At 63.3% G+C, this 16,734-nt stretch carries 14 protein-coding genes; 5 read left to right on the top strand and 9 right to left on the bottom strand.

The genetic code is table 11. The features are described from left to right. Nucleotides 1–40: 40 nt before the first annotated feature. From C8J33_RS18235 to C8J33_RS18225, 3 genes are all read right to left on the bottom strand, one after another. Nucleotides 41–1,594, bottom strand: a complete 1,554-nt coding sequence (locus C8J33_RS18235) for a sugar ABC transporter ATP-binding protein (RefSeq protein WP_110801555.1) — start codon at nt 1,592–1,594, stop codon at nt 41–43. 121 nt (nt 1,595–1,715) lie between these two features. Beyond that, complete coding sequence (locus C8J33_RS18230) at nt 1,716–2,720, bottom strand: ABC transporter substrate-binding protein (protein ID WP_110737295.1); 1,005 nt, start codon at nt 2,718–2,720, stop codon at nt 1,716–1,718. Between the two features lie 179 nt (nt 2,721–2,899). After that, the gene (locus C8J33_RS18225; RefSeq protein WP_110801554.1) at nt 2,900–3,919 is read right to left on the bottom strand and encodes an aldo/keto reductase; all 1,020 of its coding nucleotides are present in this window, start codon (nt 3,917–3,919) and stop codon (nt 2,900–2,902) included. 196 nt (nt 3,920–4,115) lie between these two features. On the opposite strand from C8J33_RS18225, the gene C8J33_RS18220 reads away from it, so the two are divergent. Further along, entirely contained in the window at nt 4,116–5,006 is an 891-nt protein-coding gene (locus tag C8J33_RS18220) for a GntR family transcriptional regulator (RefSeq protein ID WP_110801553.1), read from the top strand. 24 nt (nt 5,007–5,030) lie between these two features. Here C8J33_RS18220 and C8J33_RS18215 read toward each other — a convergent pair whose 3' ends face one another. The 5 genes from C8J33_RS18215 to C8J33_RS18195 form a co-directional block, all read right to left on the bottom strand. Next, a complete protein-coding gene (locus C8J33_RS18215; protein WP_207901501.1) occupies nt 5,031–5,546 on the bottom strand; it encodes a GAF domain-containing protein in 516 nt (171 codons plus the stop codon). Between the two features lie 102 nt (nt 5,547–5,648). Then, nucleotides 5,649–6,464: an ABC transporter ATP-binding protein gene (locus tag C8J33_RS18210; RefSeq protein ID WP_110801552.1), complete on the bottom strand. Its 816-nt coding sequence runs from the start codon at nt 6,462–6,464 to the stop codon at nt 5,649–5,651. Then, nucleotides 6,461–7,495 (bottom strand): FecCD family ABC transporter permease, encoded by a 1,035-nt coding sequence (locus C8J33_RS18205; protein WP_281517467.1) that lies wholly within the window; start codon nt 7,493–7,495, stop codon nt 6,461–6,463. Before C8J33_RS18205 ends, C8J33_RS18210 begins: the two co-directional genes overlap by 4 nt. Before the next feature lie 2 nt (nt 7,496–7,497). Then, the gene (locus tag C8J33_RS18200; protein ID WP_110801550.1) at nt 7,498–8,544 is read right to left on the bottom strand and encodes a FecCD family ABC transporter permease; all 1,047 of its coding nucleotides are present in this window, start codon (nt 8,542–8,544) and stop codon (nt 7,498–7,500) included. Continuing rightward, nucleotides 8,541–9,533 carry an iron-siderophore ABC transporter substrate-binding protein gene (locus C8J33_RS18195; protein WP_132665004.1) on the bottom strand — a complete coding sequence of 331 codons (993 nt, stop codon included), beginning with the start codon at nt 9,531–9,533 and terminating at the stop codon, nt 8,541–8,543. The genes C8J33_RS18200 and C8J33_RS18195 overlap by 4 nt, the downstream gene beginning before the upstream one ends. A 295-nt stretch (nt 9,534–9,828) precedes the next feature. On the opposite strand from C8J33_RS18195, the gene C8J33_RS18190 reads away from it, so the two are divergent. Further along, entirely contained in the window at nt 9,829–11,961 is a 2,133-nt protein-coding gene (locus C8J33_RS18190; protein ID WP_165929839.1) for a TonB-dependent siderophore receptor, read from the top strand. Between the two features lie 48 nt (nt 11,962–12,009). Here C8J33_RS18190 and C8J33_RS18185 read toward each other — a convergent pair whose 3' ends face one another. Beyond that, entirely contained in the window at nt 12,010–12,909 is a 900-nt protein-coding gene (locus C8J33_RS18185; RefSeq protein WP_110801724.1) for a helix-turn-helix domain-containing protein, read from the bottom strand. Between the two features lie 294 nt (nt 12,910–13,203). On the opposite strand from C8J33_RS18185, the gene C8J33_RS18180 reads away from it, so the two are divergent. The 3 genes from C8J33_RS18180 (at nt 13,204) to treS (ending at nt 16,728) form a co-directional block, all read left to right on the top strand. Beyond that, nucleotides 13,204–14,067: an alpha/beta fold hydrolase gene (locus tag C8J33_RS18180; protein ID WP_110801548.1), complete on the top strand. Its 864-nt coding sequence runs from the start codon at nt 13,204–13,206 to the stop codon at nt 14,065–14,067. 135 nt (nt 14,068–14,202) lie between these two features. Beyond that, complete coding sequence (locus C8J33_RS18175; protein ID WP_092936495.1) at nt 14,203–14,403, top strand: hypothetical protein; 201 nt, start codon at nt 14,203–14,205, stop codon at nt 14,401–14,403. A 258-nt stretch (nt 14,404–14,661) separates the two neighbouring features. After that, the gene (gene treS / locus C8J33_RS18170; RefSeq protein ID WP_110801547.1) at nt 14,662–16,728 is read left to right on the top strand and encodes a maltose alpha-D-glucosyltransferase; all 2,067 of its coding nucleotides are present in this window, start codon (nt 14,662–14,664) and stop codon (nt 16,726–16,728) included. Nucleotides 16,729–16,734 lie beyond the last annotated feature (6 nt).

Here is a 16,734-nt window from a genome sequence, read left to right as displayed (position 1 = left end):
ATTGTCCTCCAGCCATCGTCATTTCCGGTCTTTATCTTGGTTAGACGCCGATCGCCTGCGTTAGCACGTCCTCGTGGGACGCCGTGCGGTAGGCGTGGCTCGCCACCAGTCGGCCCTGGCGGAATACATGCAGCGTGTCGGCAAGTTCGTAGACTTCCGGCAGGTAGGACGAGATCAGGATGATACCCGCACCCTCTTCCAGAAGCTTGGAAAACAGCCGGTAGATCTCGGCTTTCGTGCCGACATCGACGCCGACGGTGGGTTCATCGAAGATGAACAGCTTGGCCCCGTGGCTCAACCATTTGCCGATGACGATCTTCTGCTGGTTGCCGCCCGACATGGCGGACGCGAGCACCCGCCGCGTCGGCGTCTTGATCTTCAGGTCGCTGATCTGGCGGTCGGCATTGGCGATCTCGCGTTTGCGATTGATCGTCAGACCGTTCGACAGCCGGTCGAACACCGGCAGGTTGATGTTGAGCCCGATGGGCAGGTTGAGGCAGAGGCCCTGATCGCGACGGCTTTCCGGCGCGAGCGCGATCCCGAGATCCATGGCGACACGCTCGTTGCGGATATCGACAGTCTTGCCTTCGAACAGGATCTCGCCGGCCGTGACCTTCTCGCGGCCGTAAAGCCCCAGCGCAAACTCGCTTCGTCCGGCGCCGATCAGCCCATAGAGGCCGACGATTTCGCCTGCGCGCACGGTGAGCGAAATATCCTGGAAGCCCGGGCCGGAAAGGCCGCGCGTTTCCACGATCGGCTTGCCGATCGGCAGCGTTTCCTTGTGGTAGACCTGCTCGATCGAGCGGTTGATCATCATGGAGATCAGCTCGGCATCGTTCGTTTCGCCGATCAGGCGCGTGCCGACATGGGTGCCGTCGCGCAGCACCGAGACGCGGTCGGCAAGCTCGAACACCTCCTCCATGCGATGGCTGATATAGACGATGGTGACGCCCTGCCCCTGCAGGCGGCGGATCAGCCGGAAGAGCTGCGCCGATTCTTGGCGCGTCAGGTAGGCTGTCGGCTCGTCGAAGATCAGGAACTGCGTGCCGCGCATGGCGGCGCGGGCGGTGGCGACCAGCTGCTGCTGGCCGATCGTCAGATCGGAAAGCAGCGCGCTGGCCGGCAGGTTGAAGCCGAGATCGTTCAGCACCGCTTGGGCGGCGTCGGTCATGGCGCGCTTGCGCATCAGGCCGCGCCGGTTCATCTCGTCGCCGAGGAACATATTGGCCGCGACCGTCAGATGCGGGCAGAGCACGACCTCTTGGTGCACGGCATTGATACCGCGCGAAATCGCTTCATTCGGGTCGGACAGCGGCACCGACTGACCACACCAGACGATTTCGCCGGAGGTGCGCCGGATGACGCCCGTCAGCAGCTTGATCAGCGTCGATTTTCCTGCGCCGTTCTCGCCGACGATGGCGTGGATTTCGCCGGAAAGGAAGGTGATGGATGCAGGCCGCAGCGCTTCCACCGTCCCGTAGCGCTTGTGCAGGCCACGCAGTTCGAGAATGGGCGCACCCTTGGCGACGGGGCCGCCCGAAAGCGCCTCGACCTCCGCGTCATGCCGGTGGCTCACATCGTTCAATCCGGTCATTCGGCTCTCCTCCAAAGGTCGCGAACAGGCGCGGCGGCCTCGCCCGAACGAGATGCGCCGCGACCGCGTGTGTCGATGGACGGCAGGGTCTGCTCTTGAAAAGCCCCGCCGTCCTTTATCGTCAGTTGATCTTCGGATTCAGAAGCGCGTCGATCTTCGGATCGGCCATGTTGGCCTTGGTGACGAGGTTCGCGCCGGTATCGACGGTGGCCTCGACCTTCTCCTTCTTGGAGACGGCAAGCGCGGTCTTGATGCCGTCATAGCCCATGCGGTACGGGTCCTGCACCACGAGACCGGCAAGAACGCCTTCCTTCAGGAAGCCGACCGTCTTCTCGTCGCTGTCGAAACCAATGACCTTCACCTTCTCGCCCAGCTTGTTCTCGGCAATGGCCTGGCCCACACCCTGTGCCATGATCAGGTTGGAGGCGAAGACGCCGACAAGGTTCGGATTGGCGGTGATCAGGTCGGTCATGATGTTGAGGCCGGTCGAGGCCTGACCATCGGCGTACTTGTCGGCAACGACCTTCAGGCCCGGATATTTGGACTTGATCTGGTCGAGGAAGCCTTCCTTGCGCTGCTCCAGCGAGCCGGCGCCGGGGGTGTTGGTGATGATGGCGATCTCGCCCTCATCCTTGCCGGTCGCTTCCTTGATGGCCGCAGCGAGGCCATCGGCCGCAATCCGACCGCCCTGAACGTTGTCGGTGGTCAGGAACGAACTGAAGGCCTTGGAATCGGCGCCGGAATCAATGCCGATGATCGGAACCGCCTTGGCGGCTTCATCGACCGGCTTGCCGAGCGCCTTGAACTCCGTCGGCGAAATGACGATGGCGGCGGGGCTGCCGGCAACCGCATTTTCCAGAATGCTGATCTGGCCGTTCACGTCGGTCTCGGCCTGTGCGCCGAGTTCCGGCACGTTGACGCCGAGGTCCTTGCCGGCCGCACGCGCACCGGCGAGAACGATCTGCCAGTAGAACGAGGTCGTATCCTTGACGATGATCGGAATGGTAACGTCCTGGGCAAAGGCGCCCATCGGCATCATCGTGGCGATGACGGCCGCGCCGGCAACGCTTGCCAGCGATCGACGCGCAAAAGCGCGACGCGACAGAATATGGTTCAGCAGTGTCATGGTGTTGTTCTCCTCCAACAACGTCTTGTTCCGTTCTCCTCCAACCGTACCGAAGACGCGGCGATACGATCTTTATCTATAAAAAACATATTGTGGTCGGACGCTAACCCAAGACCGATCAAGTTGCAACCGGCATCCTCACAGCAAACGGAGCCCTCCCCGGCTCCGTCGATCGCCCGTCAAACGCGGACGGCGTCCGTCCCCAAAGGTGGCGCGACGAGCGTATGGGCCTCGTAGGGTGCGAAGTCCTCAGGCTGCAGCCGGTGTGCTTCCAGCGCCATGTTGCGCGTCAGGCTGGAAGGCTTGGCCGTGCCGAGAAGCACGGAGGCAACCAGCGGGTTCTGCAGCGGAAACTGCATGGCCGGCGCCGCGATCGGCACGCCCTGCGACGCCGCGATCTTTTCCATGGCGCCGACCTTTTCAACAACCTCCGGCGAAGCCGGACCGTAATCGAAATGCGCGCCATCGACCGCACCCGTCGCGAGGATGCCCGAATTGAAGACGCCGCCCACGACGAGCGAGGTGTTTTTCTCAGCACAGAGAGGCAGCAGTTCCGAAACCGCCGTCCGGTCGAGCAACGTGTAGCGTCCGGCCAGCAGAATGCAGTCGAGATCGGCTTCGCGCATCACGTCGAGGCAGACGGGAACCTCGTTGACCCCGAGACCATAGGCGGCGATGGCACCGCTCGATTTCAGCGCATCCAGCGCCTTGAGGCCGCTGTCGAGCAATTGCTTGAGGTAGACCGCGTTGCGCTCGGCGCCATGGGTGTAGACGCCGATATCGTGGACGAACAGGATGTCGAGCCGGTTGAGGCCGGTGCGGGCGTAGCTGAACTCCACCGAACGCATGATGCCGTCATAGGAGTAGTCATAATCCGTCTCGAAGGGCAGCGGATCGACGAAGCCGAAATCGGGAACCTTGTCATCGGCAACGGGACGCAACAGCCGGCCGACCTTGGTGGACAGAACATAGCTGTCGGACGGCTTGTCGCGCAGGAAATCGCCGACCCGCCGCTCGGCTAGGCCAAAGCCGTACCACGGTGCGGTATCGAAAAACCGCATGCCGGAATCCCAGGCGGCTTCCAGCGTCTCCATCGCCGCATCGCGCGGGCAGGTTCGGTACATGCCGCCCAGCGGCGCGGTGCCGAAGCTGTATTCCGTGACGGAGAGGTCTGTCGTGCCGATCTTACGCGTCTTCATCGCATCATCTTCCGTCTGACTGTCTGCTCTTCGGATCGAAACCGCACCGTTTTGGTAAGCAGCATGTGCGCCCCTCAGATCTGCCGTTTGTTATTTTATCTACAATAGACAGTTTTCCGTCAACTTGTATTATGCGCGCTTAAGGACAGGGCGACGACAGGCGAGGACACGCCTGCCCACCGCACCGGGAATAAAAATGGCAAAACAGAACACGGTCTTCAAGGACGCTTTCAACCGGTGTCTGACCCTCATCGCGGCGGCAGAGGCGCTTCCTTCGGAGCTTGAACTCGGCACGTCGCTGGGCGTCAGCCGCACGACCGTGCGGGCCATCCTCGCGCGCCTGAAAGAGCTGGAGATCATCTCCTGGGACAAGCGCACCAAGGCCATGCTGCGCGCGCCGCAGCCGACCGATTTTTTTCCGGCGGAAGAGACCAGCTCGCTCGCGGAGATCATCGAGCGGAACTTCATGCGGCGGATCCTGGCCGGCGGTGCCGAGCCCGGCATGCAGATCAACGAGCTGGAGCTTGCCCGGGACATCGGCACGGGCACGACCAGCGTGCGCGAATTCCTCATCCGCTTCAGCCGTTTCGGGCTGATCGAAAAGCGGCCGAACAGCCATTGGGTGCTGAAAGGCTTTACCCGCGACTTCGCGTTGGAGCTCACTGAAATCCGCGAGATGTTCGAGCTTCGCTCCGCCGCCGGTTTTGCGGCTTTGCCTGGGGATCACCCGGCCTGGCGGGATCTCGATGAGATGGAGGCGCTGCATCGCGAGATGCTGGCGAATATCGACTCGCGGTATCGCGATTTTTCGGAATTGGACGAGCGCTTCCACCTTCTGGTGCATCGGTCGTCGAGCAATCGCTTCATCATCGACTTCTACGACATCATCACCATCGTCTTCCACTATCACTACCAGTGGAACAAGGCGAACGACCGCCAGCGCAATGCGCGGGCGGTGGAAGAGCATCTGGATTACATCGCGGCGCTGAAAACCCGCGACCCCGCGGCGGTCGAGCACGCCTGCCGGCAGCACCTGCGCTCGGCGCGCGAAACGCTGCTGCAATCGATCCAGCAGCCGGAAACCTGAGCGAAGATCAGGGCCGCACCCGCCTCAGACGACGGCGACGTTCTCGCTATCGTCGCTGCCGCCTGCGGCCAGCAGCATGCAAACGGCACCGGGCAGCTTCAGCGCCTCGGCTGCCGCAACGCGTTCGGGCGTGTAGAAACCCGCCTCGTGCAAGCAGTTGATGGTGCCGATCACGGTTCCCCCGACGACGATCGGCACATTGATCACCGACTGGCAGCCGAGGGAATCGATGAGTTCGTAATCGCCGAACACCTCTGCGATCTCCTCGATCGTATTTGCCACGAAGGTCTTCTGCTGCGTGAGGGTGATGTCGGACCAGTGCGTCTCGTTATAGGGCTTCGTGCCGGAGACGGGGTATTGCTCCGGCATGTTGGAATAGACCCGCTCGGCCACGCGGGTCGTCGTGTCGCTCGTCATGATGGTGAAGAGCTTCACCCCGACCAGCGCCTGCGTCAGCGCCTCCAGCGCCGCATACGCCGCCATCGGTTGACCCTCTCCGGCCAGCGCAGCGACGAATGCCGTGTAATCCGTGGTGGTCATGGGCTCTCTCCATCAAGATGCTGGGTCTTATGCGGCCTAGCATCCGTTATGGCCGGAGATCAACGACTGAGCGTGAAGGATATCACGCATCGCCGCGATGCCCTAAAGGCTCGCGCCGATGCCAGCCATCCTGTGACGTCCGATCGGCAGCATCATCGGGCGCCCGGACAGGGGATCTTCGATGATGCGGCTTTCCAGGCCGAAGACCTCACGGACCATGTCTTCGGTCAGCACCTCTTCCGGGGTGCCGAAGGCGTGGATCTTTCCCCCGGCCATCGCCACCAGATCATCGGCATAGCGTGCCGCGAGGTTGAGATCGTGCAGCACCATCACCACCGTCGTGCCGCGCTCGCGGTTGAGGTCGGTGAGCAGATCAAGCACCTCGATCTGGTGGTTGATGTCGAGGAAAGTCGTGGGTTCGTCCAGCAGCAGGATTTCGGTTTCCTGGGCAAGCGCCATGGCGATCCAGACGCGCTGGCGCTGGCCGCCGGAAAGCTCGTCGACGGGCCTCTCGGCAAGATCGAACGTTTTCGTTGCGGCAAGCGCGCCGTCCACGGCCTCGTCATCCTTGCGCGTCCAGCGGGAGAACAGGCTCTTGTGGGGATGGCGGCCGCGGCTGACGAGATCGGCAACGGTGATGCCCTCCGGCGCGATCGGCGCCTGCGGCAGGAGGCCGAGCGTCCGGGCAAGCTGACGCGCCGGGGTACGGTGGATCGACGTGCCGTCGAGCAAGACATGCCCCTTCGTCGGGGTGAGCAGCCTCGACAGGGTGCGCAGGAAGGTGGACTTTCCACAGGCATTGGCACCGACGATCACGGTGATCCGGCCTGAGGGGATCGTCAGGTCCAGCCCCTTCAGGATCTCCTTGCCGTCATAGCCTGCGGAAAGCTCGGTCGCGACGAGGGAATGATCGGTCACAGCGAACCTCCGGTCCGGTTGACGCGGACGATCAGGAAAATGAGGTAGGGCGCGCCAAGCGCTCCGGTGATGACGCCGACGGGGTAGCGGCTGGGAAGCAGCACCTGCCCGACATAGTCCCCAAGGAGCACGAGGATCGCCCCGACAAGGGCTGCCGGCAGGAGGAGCGATCCGTTCGACCGCACGATGCGCGCCGCGATCGGCCCTGCGAGGAAAGCGACGAAGGCGATCGGCCCGGTGACGGCGGTCGCCGCCGCGATCATGCCGACAGCGGAGACGATGACCAGCATGCGGGTTTGCGAGACGCGGACGCCGAGGGCCGACGCAGTGTCGTCGCCGAGCCTGAGCGCTTCGAGATCACGGGTGCGGCTGAGAAGGACTCCGCCGAAGACGGCGAGTGCGAGAAGAAGCGGCAGCGCCTGTTGCAGTTGGGCGCCGTTGACGCTGCCCGTCAGCCAGCGCATCGCCTCCTGCAGGCTCCAGGACGGTGCGGTGGAGAGGATGTAGGCGATGACGCTTTGCAACATGGCGGAGACGCCGATGCCGACCAAGATCAGGCGCGTGCCGCCGACGCCGTTGCGGAACGACAAGCCGTAGACCAGCACGGCAACCCCAAGCCCGGCGCCGACCGCCAGAAGCGACACCATCGGCCCCGACATCTGGAGAACGACGATGGCGAACACGGCCGCCGCACCCGCGCCCGACGTGATGCCGATAATGTCGGGGCTCGCCAGCGGATTGCGCAGCATGACCTGAAAGGCGACACCCCCAAGGCCGAAGCAGAGGCCGGAAAGAATCGAGAGCACGGCGCGCGGCAGGCGCAATTGCCCGACGGTGAAGGACGTACCGGGAATGGGCTCGCCCGAGAGCACCCGCAGGACATCCAGGGGCGCGATGACGCTCTGCCCGACCGAGAGGGTGAAGCCGAAGAGGACGACGACCAGCGCGAGCAAAAGCGCAAGCGCGATCGAATGGCGGCGCGCCTTGCGCCGGCGGTTGACGGCAAGGAGATCGATGGTCGGAGACGACATATTCACAATTCGCGCACCCGCTGCCGCCGCACGATCCAGATGAAGAACGGCGCACCGATCAGCGCGGTGATGATGCCGACATCGATCTCGCCCGGCCGGGCGACGATGCGCCCGAGAATATCGGCGCCAAGCAGCAAGGCCGCGCCGCCGAGGGCCGAAAACGGCAGCAGCCAACGGTGATCGACGCCGATCAGCGTTCGGCAGAGGTGCGGCACCACAAGACCGAGAAAACCGATGGGCCCGCAGACGGCCGTGGTCGCGCCGCACAGCAGGATCGCGCCGAGCGAGGCCACGGCGCGGGCCGTCGCCACATGCTCGCCGAGGCCTGCAGCCACATCGTCGCCAAGAGCCAGCGAATTCAGCTTGCGGGCCGACAACAGGCTGATGGCAAAGCCGACGCCCAGAAACGGCAGCACGGGAACGACGCGATCATAGGTCGCGCCACCGACGCCGCCGATCTGCCAGGCATGGATGCCGCCTGCGATATCGCCACGGGGCAGAACAATCGCGATGACCAGAGAGGCGAAGGCGACGGAGGTGGCGGCACCCGCCAGCGCCAGCTTCAGCGGCGTCGCCCCGCCCCGGCCGAGCGATCCGATCGTATAGACGAAGACCGCAGCCCCGCCCGCACCGAGGATCGCCGTCCAGATATAGGCATGCGCCGACGTTATCCCGAACCAGGCGACGCCGATGACCACGGCAAGCGACGCCCCCATATTGACGCCGAGAATGCCGGGATCGGCAAGCGGATTGCGCGTAACGCCCTGCATGATCGCGCCGGCAAGCCCGAGTGCGGCACCCGAAAGCACGGCGAGCAGCGTGCGGGGCATGCGAAGCGCGACCGCCGCCTGCCCGATCGTCTCCTGCCCGCCGCCCAGCGCCGCCATGATTTCGGCCCAGGCGACATCGCGCGTGCCGATGGTGACCGACAGGGCCGAGAGCAGCGCGAGCACGGCGACGAGCACGAGAAGCCAGAGGCCGCGGGTCCGGCTGGAGCGGGCGACGATGCCGTGGACGCGCACGGGAATTTTGATGGAGGCCGCCGTCATTTCCCTGCCTTAGCCGCCTCGCTGAGCCGGGCGACGTAGTCCTTCAGCACCCAGCGGATCGAGAGCGGCGTCGGGTTCGCGGCGTTGCCCACAGGATCGTTGCCGAGCATAACGAGCGCTCCGTTCGCAACCGCCGGCATGTGCCGTGTCAGTGGATTGGCCTTCAGCGAATCGAACAGCGCCTGATCGCCATAGGTCACGAGAATATCGACATCGTCGAACGCATCGATCTGCTCGGCGCTGACGGACCCGGAATATTTCCCCGGCTGCGAGGCCTGAAGAACGCTTTTCGGCGAGGCCAGCCCGAGATCGCCGAAGAACTTCACCCGCGTGTCATTGGTCGTGTAGAAATTGATGATGCTGAGGTCCGACGCGCTGAGATGCGTTATGAACATCGCCGATTTACCCTTCAATTCCGGATGCCCGGCGAGCGTGCCGGCGATGTCGGCCTCGATTCCGGCGATCAGCGCCTCGCCCTCCTTCGCCATGCCGAGCCCGGCGCTGTCCAGCCGGATCGTCTCGCGCCAGTCGGTGGACCAAGGCGCCTGGGGATAAGCGACGACGGGCGCGATCTGGCTCAACGTGTCGTAGTCCGCCTGGCTGATGCCGGAGTAAGCCGCAAGGATCACATCCGGACGGGTCGCCGCGACCGCTTCGAAGTCGATCCCGTCGCCTTCGTCGAAGAGCACCGGCGTCTCGCCACCCAGTTCGTCCAGGCGCGCCTTTACCCAGGGAAGGATCCCGTCATTGTCGTCGTCTCCGAAATTGGCGCCCGCCATGCCGACGGGGACGATGCCAAGCGCAAGCGGCACTTCATGGTTCGCCCAGGCGACGGCCGCCACGCGCTCCGGCTTCTTCTCGATGATCGTCGTGCCGAACGCATGCTGGATGGTGATTGGATAGGCGTCGCCCTCGGCAGCCAGCGCATGACCCTGCGCGAGCAGCCAGACAGCCATGACGATCTGCGTGGCGAAGCGGAAAAATCTCATCTCCCGATCCCTTCAACGGACATAAGTTGACCTCAACTCTCAGCTTCACCCCGTGGCGTCAACGGTAAAGCAACACCACCCCGGAAAGTGGGGATAGTTAGCCATCGGATTCTACAAAACCGGTGGATTCGACAATACTCGATAAAATGCCTCCAGTTATAGGAAGGCGGGGACGAACACGCAGTCGAGCGACCTGGACGCCGAGATATCACGCTGACGCGCGGTGCGAACCCACTCGGAAATACCGACCGGCCCTGCCGGCCGCCCTCGCGTCACGTCAATCTGGATACTGCACATGGACATCGATAGAACACGCACCCACCGGAGGCTCGCGCCGCTTTCCCGCCGGAGCGCCATCCTTCTCGGCTGCACCGCACTGGTCGCCCTGTCGCCGGCGATTGCGTCTGCCCAGGATGCGGCGAGCGGCGCGACGGCGCTCGAAACCATTGTCGTCCAGGGCGGGTCGAGCGGAACCGTGCTCAACACGGACAATGATTCGCAATCCATCGTCGCGACCGAAACGACCGCCACCGGCAAGCTGCCGACAAACATCCTGAAGGCACCGGCCTCGGTCTCCGTCATTACCTCGAAGGAGATCGAGCAGCGCGGCGCCGATACCGTCGAGCAGGTGGTGCAGTACACGGCCGGCGTGGTTACCGATTTCTACGGCTCGGACGATCGCTACGACTATTTCGACATTCGCGGCTTCACGCCCTACACCTATCGCGACGGGCTGGCGATCGGCCGGACCTTTGCCGGCACGCGCGAGGAGCCTTACGCCTATGAGCGGATCGAGGTGCTCAAAGGTGCCAGCTCCTCCGGCTTCGGCGCGGCCGAGCCGGGCGGATCGGTCAACTACGTGACCAAGACACCAAAGCGGGAGCGTTTCGGCGAGGTCTACGGCACCGGCGGCTCGTTCGCGCACAAGGAACTCGGCTTCGACTTCGGCGACAACCTGACCGGCGACGACACGCTGTCCTACCGCCTCACGGGCAAGTTCCAGCGCGCCGATGCCGAATACGACTATTCCCAGGACGACGAGAACTTCATCATGGGCGGCCTGACCTGGCGCCCGGATGCGGCCACGAACCTGACCGTCGTCTTCGATCATCTCGACAAGGACGGCGTTCCCGGCAGCGGCGGCCATCCGCTGGGGACGGATTTCGACCGGGACACGTTCTTCGGCGAGCCGGACTATTATTTCAGCGAAACGAACCGCAACAGCTATAGCGTCATGTTCGACCATGACTTCGGCAACGGCCTGAGCTTCGGTTCCAACGCACGCTACAGCAACCTGAACGACGGGTTCGGCAGCGCCTATATCGGGGGAACGCCGACGGACGGCTCGACCACAGCGAGCCGCTACTTCTTCGGCAGTGACAAGTCGTCCGAGCAGTTCATCATCGATGCGAACCTCGTCTACGAGACCCGCACCGACACCGTCGAGAGCCGGACGCTGTTCGGCACCGAGTATAACAAATTCGAGTCCGACACAGACAATTTCTACACATCGGCGCCATCGATCGACTGGGAGAACCCGATCTATTCCGGCGGCCCAGGCAGCCTCTCTCCTTATTCCAGCGTCAACAACGACCAGAAGACGGCCGCCGTCTATCTGCAGCAGGACCTGACCTTCTTCGACAAGCTGACTGTCAGCGTCGGCCTGCGCAACGACTGGCTGGATCTCAGCGAAACGGATCTCCTCGCCGGCTCCACGGCTTCGGGCAACCATAGCGAATTCACCAAGCGCATCGGTGCGAGCTACAAGATCACCGAGGAACTGGCGCCCTACATCAGCTATGCGGAATCCGCGGCACCGCCCGCCTCCGGCGCGGACCCGACGACCGGCAAGCAGTACGAGCTCGGCATCAAGTACCGGCCCGAAGCCTTCCCCGCGCTCATCACCGCATCCGTCTACGACCTGACCAAGGGCAACATCACCGTCTACGATCAGGTGACCTACCTGCCGCAGACGGTGGAAAAGGTGCGGCATCGCGGCTTCGAACTGGAGGCTAAGGCGGAAGTCACGGATCAGATCGATATCATCGCGGCCTATAGCTACATCGACTCCAAGATCGACGAACCCGGCGGCGACAATGACGGCAACCGGCTGATGCGGGTTCCCAAGCACCTCGCCTCGATCTGGGGCACTTACACGCTGGCGGGACAAGGCGCGCGCGGCGACATGACCTTCGGCGTCGGTGCACGCTACCTCGACTCTTACTATACCGACATCGGCAATACGGCGTCGTCGGAAAGTGCCGTCGTGTTCGACGTGGCCTACACCTACAAAGTCCAGGAGAACACGACGTTCCAGCTGAACGTCAACAATGTGTTCGACGAGAAGCACATCGCGAGCACGGATTCGGGCGCCGTCTACTACAATCCGGGCCGAAAGCTGATGGCGACGCTTCGCCAGACGTGGTGACCTAACAGCTCGGACGCCGCCGCCTGCCCGCCCAGCGTGAGGCGGGCGTTACAAGGCCCGAAACTGTTGCAGACGCCGCCACGCAGCCGGCGTCTCGCCCTCCACCTGCCGGAACACTTTGGTCAGGTGCGCCTGGTCGGAGAAGCCAAGTTGCGCCGCAATGCTGGCCACCGGCAGGTCGCCCTTGCCGAGCATCTGCTTGGCCTGTTCGATGCGCTTGCAGAGCTGCCATTGCAGCGGCGTCTGGCCGGTCGTTTTCTTGAAGACGCTTGAGAACCAGCTTTCCGAGAGGCCGACGGTTGCGGCCATGTCGGCAACCGACATGCGATAGCCGCCGACCTTGTCCACATGCACGAGCAGTTTGTTCATCTGCGCCTGCGTCAGGCGGCCTCCAGCCCTCTGGTCGGCTTCAGCCGGAATATCGAGCAGCCCCGCCACGATGCTGCCGACGAGGCTCTCGGCGTAGACGGCATGTTTGGTCGGAGACCGGATCTCGGTTGCAAGCAGCCGCGCGAGCGCGTCGATACCGGCGATATCGTGAAGTTCGGCCGGACGACGAAGCGCCGCCTGCGCGCAGGAACTGCCGACCGACGGCGCGAGGTAGCGAAGAATCCGGTCCTTGTGCAGATGAAGATTGAGATGGCTGAAGCGGTGCGCGCTCCGGCTCGTCGTCCACATCGGCATGCCTGCCGGCACATAGACGGCACGCGGCATAGCGCGCGCGTTGCGGGTAAAATCATCGCTGCGGTTGGAAATGCGCACGTTCGGCGAAACGTCGTTGAAGAAGAACATGATGCGCGGATCGTCCGCCAGATAATAGCCGCTCGCCCCGGCCTGGCTTTCCGCCTCCCAGAGCACCGTCACCATGCCATCCAGCTGCCGCCACTGCACCGGAGCCGAAACGGTAATCCCGTCCGTCTTCCACGACATCGTATGCCAGAAGCTCATGATGAAATGCCCGCTTGCTTGAAACCCGTTCATCGGCTTGCAGATCGACAAACCCGCGATGCCATCGAATGCCACGCTAAGCTGACGGTTTTTGTCAGATTTACCGGATCAAGACAAGGGCGTCGTCGTCGGCAGCCATCGTCTCGAATATTGACGCGTGCCGATTGACAAAAAGATTATGGTCGTAATACAAAGATATCAATGATGACGATCATCATATTTAAGGCGTCGCAAGCATCAGGACTATCCCCGCTGCCGCGCAGCTGCCACCGATCAGGAACCGAGAAGACGCACATGACCGAAGCCCGCACGTTGCACATCAGCAAAATCTCGTGGAAAGACGCGCCGACGAAAAGCGTCGATATCGCAGGCACCACCTTCGTCTACCGGCAGCTTGGCGGTGGCGCGGATGTTCCCTTGGTCATGCTCAATCACTGGGGCGCAACGTTGGACAATTTCGACCCTCGCATCGTCGATGGCCTCGCCGCAACGCGCACCGTGATTGCCTATAACTATCGCGGTGTCGGGGCCTCCGGTGGCAAGGCGCCGCTGACGATTGGCGAAATGGCGGAGGATGCCATTGCCTTCATCCGCGCGCTGGGTCTCGGTACCGTCGATATTCTCGGCTTTTCGCTCGGCGGGTTCGTCGCACAGGACGTCGCCCTGAAGGCGCCGCATCTCGTCCGCAAGCTCATCCTCACCGGCACCGGCCCCGCGGGCGGAGAGGGTATCAGCAAGGTGGGCGCCGTCTCGCGGATCCCGATACTGAAGGGGATGCTGACCTTTCGCGATCCGAAGTACTATCTCTTCTTCACCTCGACCGCGAACGGCCGCAGAGCGGCGAGCGCTTTTCTCGACCGGCTGAAGGAGCGCAAGGCGGATCGGGACAAGCCGATTGCCTTAGGCGCGTTCCTTCGCCAGCTGAAGGCGATCAAGGCATGGGGCCTGCAGAGGCCACAGGATCTCTCTGCAATCCGCCAGCCCGTGCTCGTCGCCAATGGCGATCAGGATAAGATGGTGCCCACGGTCAACTCGAAAGATCTCGCCAGACGCATCCCCAATGCGGACCTCGTGATCTATGACGATGCCGGGCATGGCGGCATCTTCCAGTATCACGAAGCCTTCGTCGCACGGGCGCTGGCGTTCCTCGCAAAATAGGCAAGCAGCGCCCGCACCGCTCGATTGTCGGGCAGCGCTTCGGCGGAAATGCTGCCGTATTCTGCTTCTTTCATGAAAAGCTTGGACAATTCTGCTTTCGCGGATAGGTTAGTATAGCTAACCAAGGAGGCAAAATTGAACCGCAACACCATTATCGCAGCCGTCGTCGCTGTCATCGTCGTCATCGTTCTCTGGAGCGTCCTGCGCACGCCTGAGCCGGCTCCGGCACCGCCCGTCACGCCGCCGGCAGCTTCGACCCCTGCTCCCGCACCGACAACGACACCGCCGGCCACCACCACGCCGGCTCCGGCACCTGCAACACCGCCGGCAAACTAATCTTCAAGGCGGCCGCTTCACCTGCAAGCGGCCGCCGACAAACTTGCCACGCCGGTCGCGATCGAGGCATCAGAACCTTGCTGCGCCGGCGTCTGGCGATTCCGAGCCTGTCAGCTCGTGGCATCATCGTCATCCTATTCCGGCGCCAGACCGTCGACTGAAGTTCGACCTTGCCGTTTCCTTTCGCCGCGCGACGCCTACATCGATCAGCATGGACCAAAGGCACGGCCATGCACAGGCGCGGGATCAGAAGCTGAGATGACATTACCTATCAAAGACGATATCGAGAACCTCGTATCCTCCTCCATGCTGCATCAGGCGCGACAGTTTGCCGAGAATTACGGTGGACAAGGGAGGTTCTGGCAAAGGCCTTATGCCGAGCCGCGCCCACGCTCGGCCTCCGCCTTCGCCTCGGTCTGGTTCACCGCCTACCCGCCTTCCGTCATCACGCGGGAAGGAGACTCGGTGCTGAAGACGCTGGGCGACCCCCAGCTCTGGTCGGCCCTCTCTTCCATCGGCGTGCGCGGTATCCATGTCGGCCCCACGAAAAGATCGGGTGGCCTGAAGGATGGCGCCTACACGCCGACCATCGACGGCAACTTCGACCGCATCGGCTTCGACATCGACCCGGCCTTCGGCACGACGGAAGAGTTCGTGGCCATCAGCCGCATGGCTGCCGCCTTCAACGCGATCGTCATCGATGACGTCATCCCCTCCCACACCGGCAAGGGCGCGGACTTCCGGCTCGCCGAGATGAAGGTTGGCTCCTATCCCGGCCTCTACCACATGGTGGAGATCCCCGAGGAGGAATGGTCGCATCTGCCCGAGGTGGCAGAGGGGCGCGACGCCGTGAACCTGGGCACGGAAGCGGTCGATTACCTCAAGGAAAAGGGCTTCATCGTCGGCCAACTCCAGCGCGTCATCTTCTTCGAGCCGGGCGTGAAGGAAACCGACTGGAGCGCGACGGCGCCGGTGGAAGGCGTGGACGGCAAGCTGCGCCGCTGGGTCTACCTCCATTATTTCAAGGAGGGGCAGCCGAGCCTCAACTGGCTCGACCCGACCTTTGCGGCCCAGCAGATGATCATCGGCGACGCCCTGCACTCCATCGACCAGCTCGGCGCCCGCGGTCTCCGTCTGGATGCCAACGGCTTCCTCGGCGTCGAGCGCCGGCTGGACGGCCCCGCCTGGTCAGAGAGCCATCCGCTATCGCTGACGGGCAACGCCCTGCTGGCCGGGATGGTGCGCAAGGCGGGTGGCTTCTCGTTCCAGGAGCTCAACCTGACGGTGGACGATATCGCCGCGATGTCGAAGGGCGGTGCCGATCTATCCTATGACTTTATCACCCGCCCGGCCTATCACCATGCGCTCCTGACCGGGAATACCGAGTGGCTGCGCATGATGCTGCGCACCGTGCACGAGTTCGGCATCGATCCCGCATCCCTTATCCACGCCCTCCAGAACCATGACGAGCTGACGACGGAGCTTGTGCATTTCTGGACGCTGCATGCGGATGACATCTACAGTTTCAGCGGCCAGACCTGGCAGGGCCGGACGTTGCGCATGCACCTGCGCGACGTGATCCGCGAGCGGCTATCCGGCGCGAACGCCCCCTACAACCTGCCCTTCGTCACGAACGGTATCGCCTGCACCACTGCCAGCGTGATCACGGCTGCCCTCAACATCGCCGATCTCGACACGATCGACGACGATACGGTGAAGCTCATCCGCAAGATCCATCTGCTGCTCGTCATGTACAACGCGTTCCAGCCCGGCATCTTCGCTTTGTCCGGCTGGGATCTGGTCGGCGCCCTGCCGGTCAGCCCCGATGACGTGCAGCATCTGATGGGAGACGGCGATACCCGGTGGATCGAGCGCGGCGCCTACGACCTCACGGGTCAGTCGGATGCCGCGCAATCCGCCGAGGGCATTCCACGCGCCCGCGCACTCTACGGCCCGGTGACGGAGCAGCTGACGCAACCGGACTCCTTTGCCAGCCAGCTGAAGCGGCTCCTTGCCGTCCGGGAAGCCTATGGCTTTGCCGCCAGCCGGCAAGTGTTGATCCCCGATACGACGGCACTGGGACTTCTCGTGATGGTGCACGAGCTGCCCGACGGGCGCGGCACGCAGGTGACCGCGCTGAACTTTGGCGACACGGCGCTGGAAGAGGTGATCGTGCTGCCAAACGTCACGCCCGGCCCGGTGGTCGACATGATCGGCGAAACGATCGAAGGCGACCTTCAGGAAGACGGAGCGCTGACGATCAACCTCGAACCCTATGAGGGTCTGGCGCTTCGCATCGTGGGAACACTGCCCGTTCTGGCTTGACCGGGG

It is taken from the genome of Rhizobium sp. PP-CC-3G-465 (genome assembly GCF_004343445.1).
Classification (GTDB): domain Bacteria; phylum Pseudomonadota; class Alphaproteobacteria; order Rhizobiales; family Rhizobiaceae; genus Ferranicluibacter; species Ferranicluibacter rubi.
This window is presented reverse-complemented; position numbering and strand designations above follow the sequence as displayed.